Annotated in this window: 7 protein-coding genes; 3 read left to right on the top strand and 4 right to left on the bottom strand. The window is 65.6% G+C overall.

Annotation, left to right across the window (positions count from 1 at the left end; genetic code table 11):
* The first annotated feature begins 52 nt into the window (after positions 1-52).
* Positions 53-292, top strand: a complete 240-nt coding sequence (locus ACI8UR_RS12045; RefSeq protein ID WP_411716289.1) for a hypothetical protein — start codon at positions 53-55, stop codon at positions 290-292.
* Between the two features lie 48 nt (positions 293-340).
* Complete coding sequence (locus tag ACI8UR_RS12040) at positions 341-919, top strand: NfeD family protein (protein WP_411716288.1); 579 nt, start codon at positions 341-343, stop codon at positions 917-919.
* On the opposite strand, the gene ACI8UR_RS12035 is transcribed toward ACI8UR_RS12040, so the two are convergent.
* The 4 genes from ACI8UR_RS12035 to ACI8UR_RS12020 form a co-directional block, all read right to left on the bottom strand.
* Positions 920-1639 carry an SDR family NAD(P)-dependent oxidoreductase gene (locus ACI8UR_RS12035; protein ID WP_415087916.1) on the bottom strand — a complete coding sequence of 240 codons (720 nt, stop codon included), beginning with the start codon at positions 1637-1639 and terminating at the stop codon, positions 920-922.
* A gap of 107 nt (positions 1640-1746) precedes the next feature.
* Positions 1747-3327, bottom strand: coding sequence for a thermosome subunit alpha (gene thsA, locus ACI8UR_RS12030; protein ID WP_411716301.1), 1581 nt, complete (start codon positions 3325-3327; stop codon positions 1747-1749).
* A gap of 92 nt (positions 3328-3419) precedes the next feature.
* The gene (locus tag ACI8UR_RS12025) at positions 3420-4319 is read right to left on the bottom strand and encodes a glycosyltransferase family 2 protein (protein ID WP_411716300.1); all 900 of its coding nucleotides are present in this window, start codon (positions 4317-4319) and stop codon (positions 3420-3422) included.
* 54 nt (positions 4320-4373) lie between these two features.
* A complete protein-coding gene (locus ACI8UR_RS12020) occupies positions 4374-5084 on the bottom strand; it encodes a class I SAM-dependent methyltransferase (RefSeq protein WP_411716299.1) in 711 nt (236 codons plus the stop codon).
* Positions 5085-5463: 379 nt separating this feature from the next.
* Here ACI8UR_RS12020 and ACI8UR_RS12015 point away from each other — a divergent pair, with 379 nt between their 5' ends.
* The gene (locus ACI8UR_RS12015) at positions 5464-5742 is read left to right on the top strand and encodes a MarR family transcriptional regulator (protein ID WP_411716298.1); all 279 of its coding nucleotides are present in this window, start codon (positions 5464-5466) and stop codon (positions 5740-5742) included.
* Positions 5743-5795: the final 53 nt, after the last annotated feature.

The raw sequence follows: 5795 nt of genomic DNA, 5'->3' as shown, positions 1-5795 counted from the left end.
CGGCCGTCGGCGTCCCGACAGCCATTTTGCGGGCCGTCCCACTAGCGAACGTATGAGCGACAGTGAGGGGTCGGTGTCCGGCGCCGAGGAGGAGCCTGGCGACGACTCCCAGTGGCGGTTCACGCTCGAAGACATCGAGGTTCGGGAAGCCGAGGCGGAAGCCGAACGCGAGGCCGAAATGCGGCGCAACGAGCCGCTCGAACCCGGCAACCCCTCACTCGAGTCTGCGGCGTTCGTCCTCCTCGGCGTCGCCCTTGCGCTGTTCCTCCTCTCGCGACTCGTCATCGGCTGACCCCGCTGGAAGCGAAGCGTTAACCCACGTGGGGACGTACCACGGCTTATGGCGGAACTGTTCGGCTACTCCGTGCCGTTCCTGCTCGTTCTCGTGGGCGCGGCACTGGTGATTCTGGAGGCGTTCGCCCCCGGCGCCCATTTCATCGTCGTTGGCATCGCGCTCCTCGCCGCCGGCCTGGTGGGGCTCTCGCTCGGCGGCGTGTTGCCGAGCGTCGCGCTGCCGCTCGTTTTGGCCGCCGTCGTCCTCATCACCGGCGGCGCCGCCTTCTACGTGTACCGGGAGTTCGACTTCTACGGTGGGAAAGGGGCTGGACAGACCAGCGACTCGAAATCACTCCGGGGGAAGACCGGCCGCGTCACCGAACGCGTCACGAAGCACGGCGGCGAGGTGAAACTCGATAGCGGCGGCTTCAATCCGTATTATCAGGCCCGCCCTCTCGACGGCGAAATCCCCGAAGGAGAAGAGGTGATGGTCGTCGACCCCGGCGGCGGCAACGTCGTCACCGTCGAACCCACCTCGGCGTTCGAAGACGACATCGACCGCGAACTCGCCGCCGACCGCAAGCGCCGCAAGGAAGCGGAACGCGACAGCGATGAGGAGGCCGGGGAAACCGACCCTGCGTGATTACAGTCGCGCTTCCCACTCCTCGGCCGTCATCGATTCGCCCGTGACGCTGCCGGGTTCTTGTGCAAGCAGCGACACCGCGGCGTCGTCCATGACGTCCGGGTCGAGGATCGACTCGCGTTCGTCTTCTGGCAAGTGGTTCCAAAAGCCCGTTTCCGCGCGGCCGCCGGGGTCGAGACAGTTGACGTTGATGTCGGGTTCGACTTCCGCTGCGAGCGTCCGCGAGAAGCCCTCGAGGGCCCACTTCGAGGCGACGTACGGCCCCCAGCCGGCCGCACCACGGCGGCCGAGCCCCGAGGAGATGTTGATGATGTTGCCCTGGGCTATCTCGGGGACGGCGTGTTTCGAACAGAGGAACACGCCCGTGACGTTGACCGCCAAAATGCGCCGCCAGTCCTCGACCGGAATCTCGGTCACGTCCCGGAGTTCGTCGTAGAGGCTCAACATCCCGACGCCGGCGTTGTTCACGAGGCCCGTAAGGTCGCCGTATTCCGCGACAGTCGTCTCGACGAGCGCCTCGACGGACGCCTCGTCGGTAACATCGGCCGGGACGACGAGCGTCTCGCCGTCGGCGTCGGCAGCCACCTCGCGGAGGTCGGCTTCACTTCTAGCAGTGAGAACCGTGTTTGCGCCCTCGCGTGCGAACCGGTTAGCCATCGACGCGCCGAGGCCGCGGCTCGCGCCCGTGACGATGACCGTCTCGTCCGTGAGTCGTTCCATAGTGGATGGACATGTCGAGCGATGAAAAACGCGCCGGACGGCACGCGGTTCGACCCAGAAGCGACTGAACGGTGAGCGCGCGAAAAAGTGGTGGGTGAAACGACGCGTTACTTCGCGGAGATGACGTCGTCGATGCGGGCGATCATCGTCGCCGCCTCGGTGGCGGATTCGACGGCCTCGCGCTTGACGGCGGCGGGGTCGAGGATACCGGCTTCGACGGGGTTGCCGACGTTGCCACCCTCACCTTCGGTGATGAGGCCGGCACGGCCCTCGGCGTCGTGGGTCGAACGGAGTTCCACGAGCGCGTCGATGGGGTCGACACCGGCGTTCTCGGCGAGCGTGCGCGGCAGGACGTCGACGGCGTCGGCGAACGCCTCGATGGCGAGCTGGCGACGGCCTTCGACGCGAGCCGAGCTCGAGCGGATGTGGTCGGCGATGGCGATTTCGGTCGCGCCAGCGCCGGGGACGACGCCACCGGCGTCGAGGGCGGCCGTAACGACGTCGAGGGCGTCACGCAGTGCGCGCTCGAGTTCGTCGGCGACGTGCTCGGTGCCGCCGCGGGCGAAGACGGTGACCGTCTCCGCGGCAGCGCCGCCTTCGATGAAGGCGAGTTCGTTCGAGCCGAACGTCTCGACGCTGACGGAGTCGGCACGCCCGAGGTCGTCCTCCTCGATATCGTTCAGGGTGCCGACGGTGCGGGCGCCGGTCGCTCGCGCGATGGAGCGGGCTTCGTCGTCGTCGACGGAGTCGAACGCGAGGATGCCGTCCTTCGCGAGGTAGGAGGCGACGAGGTCTTCGATGTCGCCGGTAACGAACGCGATGTCGATGCCGGCGTCGGCGACGGACTCGGCGTAGCTCCGGAGTTCGCCTTCCTCGGCCTCGATGGCGGCGTTGAGCTGGTCGACATCGGAAATGTCGTACTCGGCGTCGATTTCGGCCTCGCGAACTTCGAGGTCGAGGTCGAGCACACCGATGGTTGCGTCCTCGACGCTGCGGGGCATGTCCTCGTGGAGCGGCTCTTCCTCGCTGATGACGCCCTGGACGAGCTCGGTCGCGGACGCGCCAGCACCGGTCTGCGTGCGGATGGTGATGGCGTCGCGGTCGATACTGGCGTCGGTTTCGACCTGGCGAATCGCGGCGACGATGGTCTCGGCGAGCGCCGCGGCGTCGATGTCACCGGTTCCTTTGCCGGTCATCGACGATTCGGCGACGGACGCGAGCACGTCGTCGTCGAGTTCGTCGGTCAGCGTGATATCCTCGATGGCCTCGAGCGCGAAGTCGGCGGCGGTGCGGTACCCCTCGACGATGGTCGTCGGGTGGACGTCGTCGTCGAGTAAGTCTTCGGCCTGTGCGAGCAGCTGGCCGGCGAGCACGGACGCAGTCGTCGTGCCGTCGCCGACCTCCTCTTCCTGTGTCTCGGCGACCTCGACGATCATCTGGGCCGCCGGGTGTTCGATGTCCATCTCCTGGAGGATGGTGGCGCCGTCGTTCGTGATGACGACGTCACCGGAGTCGGAGACGAGCATCTTGTCCATCCCTCGGGGGCCGAGCGTCGTCCGTACGGACTCGCTGATGGCCTTCCCGGCGGTGATGTTCGATGATTGGGCGTCCTTGCCACGGGTACGCTCCGTGTCCTCGTTAAGAATGAAAAGCGGCTGTCCGCGCCGCTGGCGCATCTGCTGTGACATGTTCATTGCTAATGTCGTCAGCGGTTCTATATAAGTATTGCGTAACAGCCGGGAGACGGGACGGTTGCTATCGGATTATAGTCGGTGGGTTTTTACCGGCGGTCGTACACCGCGACGGCCCGGTCGGCACGGGACGACCAGCCGTTCGGGTTCCGTCGCGGCGACCGGTCGGCGTAGCGTGCCCGAAGGCCGTCGGCAGTCCCGCGAACGCTGCCGACGACGACGTCACGGCCGTTGCCAAACCACGTGGTTGGTTTCGCCTCGCCGCTGGCAACATCGCGGAGTGCGGTTCCAGCATCGGAGAGGGCGTGTCGAACCGTCCGCACCGGCACCGTCGGATGGATGCCGTAGTTCTTCGCGAGCCGATAGGAGAGTGAGCGATAGCGTTCGCGCCAGTCGCGTTCGGTTCTGCCGCCGTCGGTCGCAGCCTCACGGGAGACGCACATGCCGGCCGCCCACGCGACGCCGTGGCCGAGACCTGCAAGTCGGTGGGCGGCATCACGGGCGCCGCCGACGTCGAGATACTCGTCGAAGCCGTCCAGTTGCTCAAGCACCCCGTGGGTGAACGCGGCGTTGCCGCCGTTGAAATACGTCACCGAGCGGCCGCGAATCGTTCGGTCTTCGACGGTGTCCGTGGCGACGCCGGCTCGAAGTTCCTCGTGGGTCGGGCCGGTGACGGCGACGGCGTCGGCCAGCGCCTCGACGAGCGCGTCGAGCCATCCCGATTCGACGGTCATCGTGGGGTTGACGAAGGCGACGGCGTCCCCGCGGGCGCGGTCGATCCCCGCGTTGCGGGCGACGTTGACGTTTCTGTCGTCGGTTTCGACGAGTACGTCGACGTCGTCGCGGTCACGAACCATCCCGCTCGTGCCGTCGGTGGAGGGGCCGTTGACGACGACGAGCTCTTCGGGTGTTTCGGTGGCCAACGCGTCGAGACAGCCGCAAAGCTCCTCGCAGTCGTTCAGCGTCGGAATCACCACCGAGACGTCCATACCCCGGTTAGCGCGCCGCGTGACTAAAAGTTCCGCGGGTGCGCTCCGTCCCCGTCACTCCGAGACACGGGCGTCCCAGTAGGAAACGGAGGCGAGGCGGTCGCCGAGCGGCGTCCGCCCGACGGCCGAATCGAGCGCGCGGAACGGGCGGGCGACCCACCCCGGAACCGCACGATAAAAGCCGTAGGGGACGACGAAATCGTGGTCGGCGTCGGCCAACTCCAGGTCGGCACCGACGAGGAGTTCACGCACCTCGCGCTCGGAGTAGAGCCGCGACCCCATCGGGAGCGCCCAGTTGTAGATCGACCGCGTCGAGTAGCGGTTGAACGTATCGAAGAACACCTGCTCTTTCGAAACCCGGCGCATCTCCCGGATGAATCCCTCGGGGTCGGGGGCGAGATGGAAGAATCGCATCGCGAAGACGGCGTCGAAGTGGTTGTCGGGGAACGGGAGTCGGCCGGCATCACCCTTCATAAAGAAGAGAGTGTCGTCGACGCCGGCGGCGTGGGCCTTCGCTCGACCCTGCTCGAGCATCGCCTCGGAGATGTCCATTCCGACGATTTCTGCACCCCGCTCTGCGAGCATCACCGTGAAACGGCCGGTGCCGCAGGCGACTTCGAGCACGCGTTTGTCCTCGAGCGGCGCCAGCGCGTCCACGACGGCTTCCTTCTCGCGGCGGTCGATAACACGGCCTCCCTGCGAGAAGCGTTTGTCTTCGTACGCCTCCGCGATATCGTCCGCCTGGTACCACTCCTGTCCCTTCACGCTACTCAAATCGACCCACCCGGGCCATAAAAGAATGCTGGATGCAGGAGACGCGCTCGCGTGCCACTGTGGCAGCGACGCCGAACGAAGCGGTTCACGGCTCGTTCGACGACCAAACCATCGGTTTGCGTATGTGTCGTGGGTTCCGTGGGATAATCCCTCACTTCCCCGACAATATCGGCGCCCGGCAGTAAACGGATGGTTCATCCCTGTCGGTTCAATTCCGGGGCCGTTCGTACTGATTTTTGCCGCGAGAATTGCCAGCGCATATTGTGTAAGGTGCAGGAGTATAAGGGGCCATTATACACATTTGAGTGTACGTATTGTTTTGTCACACATATAGCGAAGTTTTACCAGTAGGTTTCACCCACGGGTTCGTATGAGCACGACCACAGAGGAACGCTCACGCCAGTCAGAATCACCGCTGTCAGACCCGGAGTTCCGCGAGACGCTGCGGGAGCTCCCCCCGAGTGCGAAACTCGTCGCGAAAGTCCTCGAGGACGCCTCCCCCCTCTCGCAGGGCCAACTCGCCGAGGAGTCGCTGCTCCCCGACCGCACGGTTCGCTACGCGCTGAACCGTCTCGAGGAAGAAGACCTCGTCGACTCCCGGTACTCCTTCCACGACGCCCGCAAGCAGGTTTACTTCCTCATCGAATAACGCCCGCGACCCGTTCTGTCTGCTTTCACCGCTTCTCGAGACCCACACCACAA

This window comes from Natronomonas sp. (assembly GCF_047616845.1).
Lineage (GTDB): Archaea > Halobacteriota > Halobacteria > Halobacteriales > Haloarculaceae > Natronomonas.
Note: the sequence above shows the minus strand (reverse complement) of the source record. Positions and strands in the feature narration are given on the sequence as shown.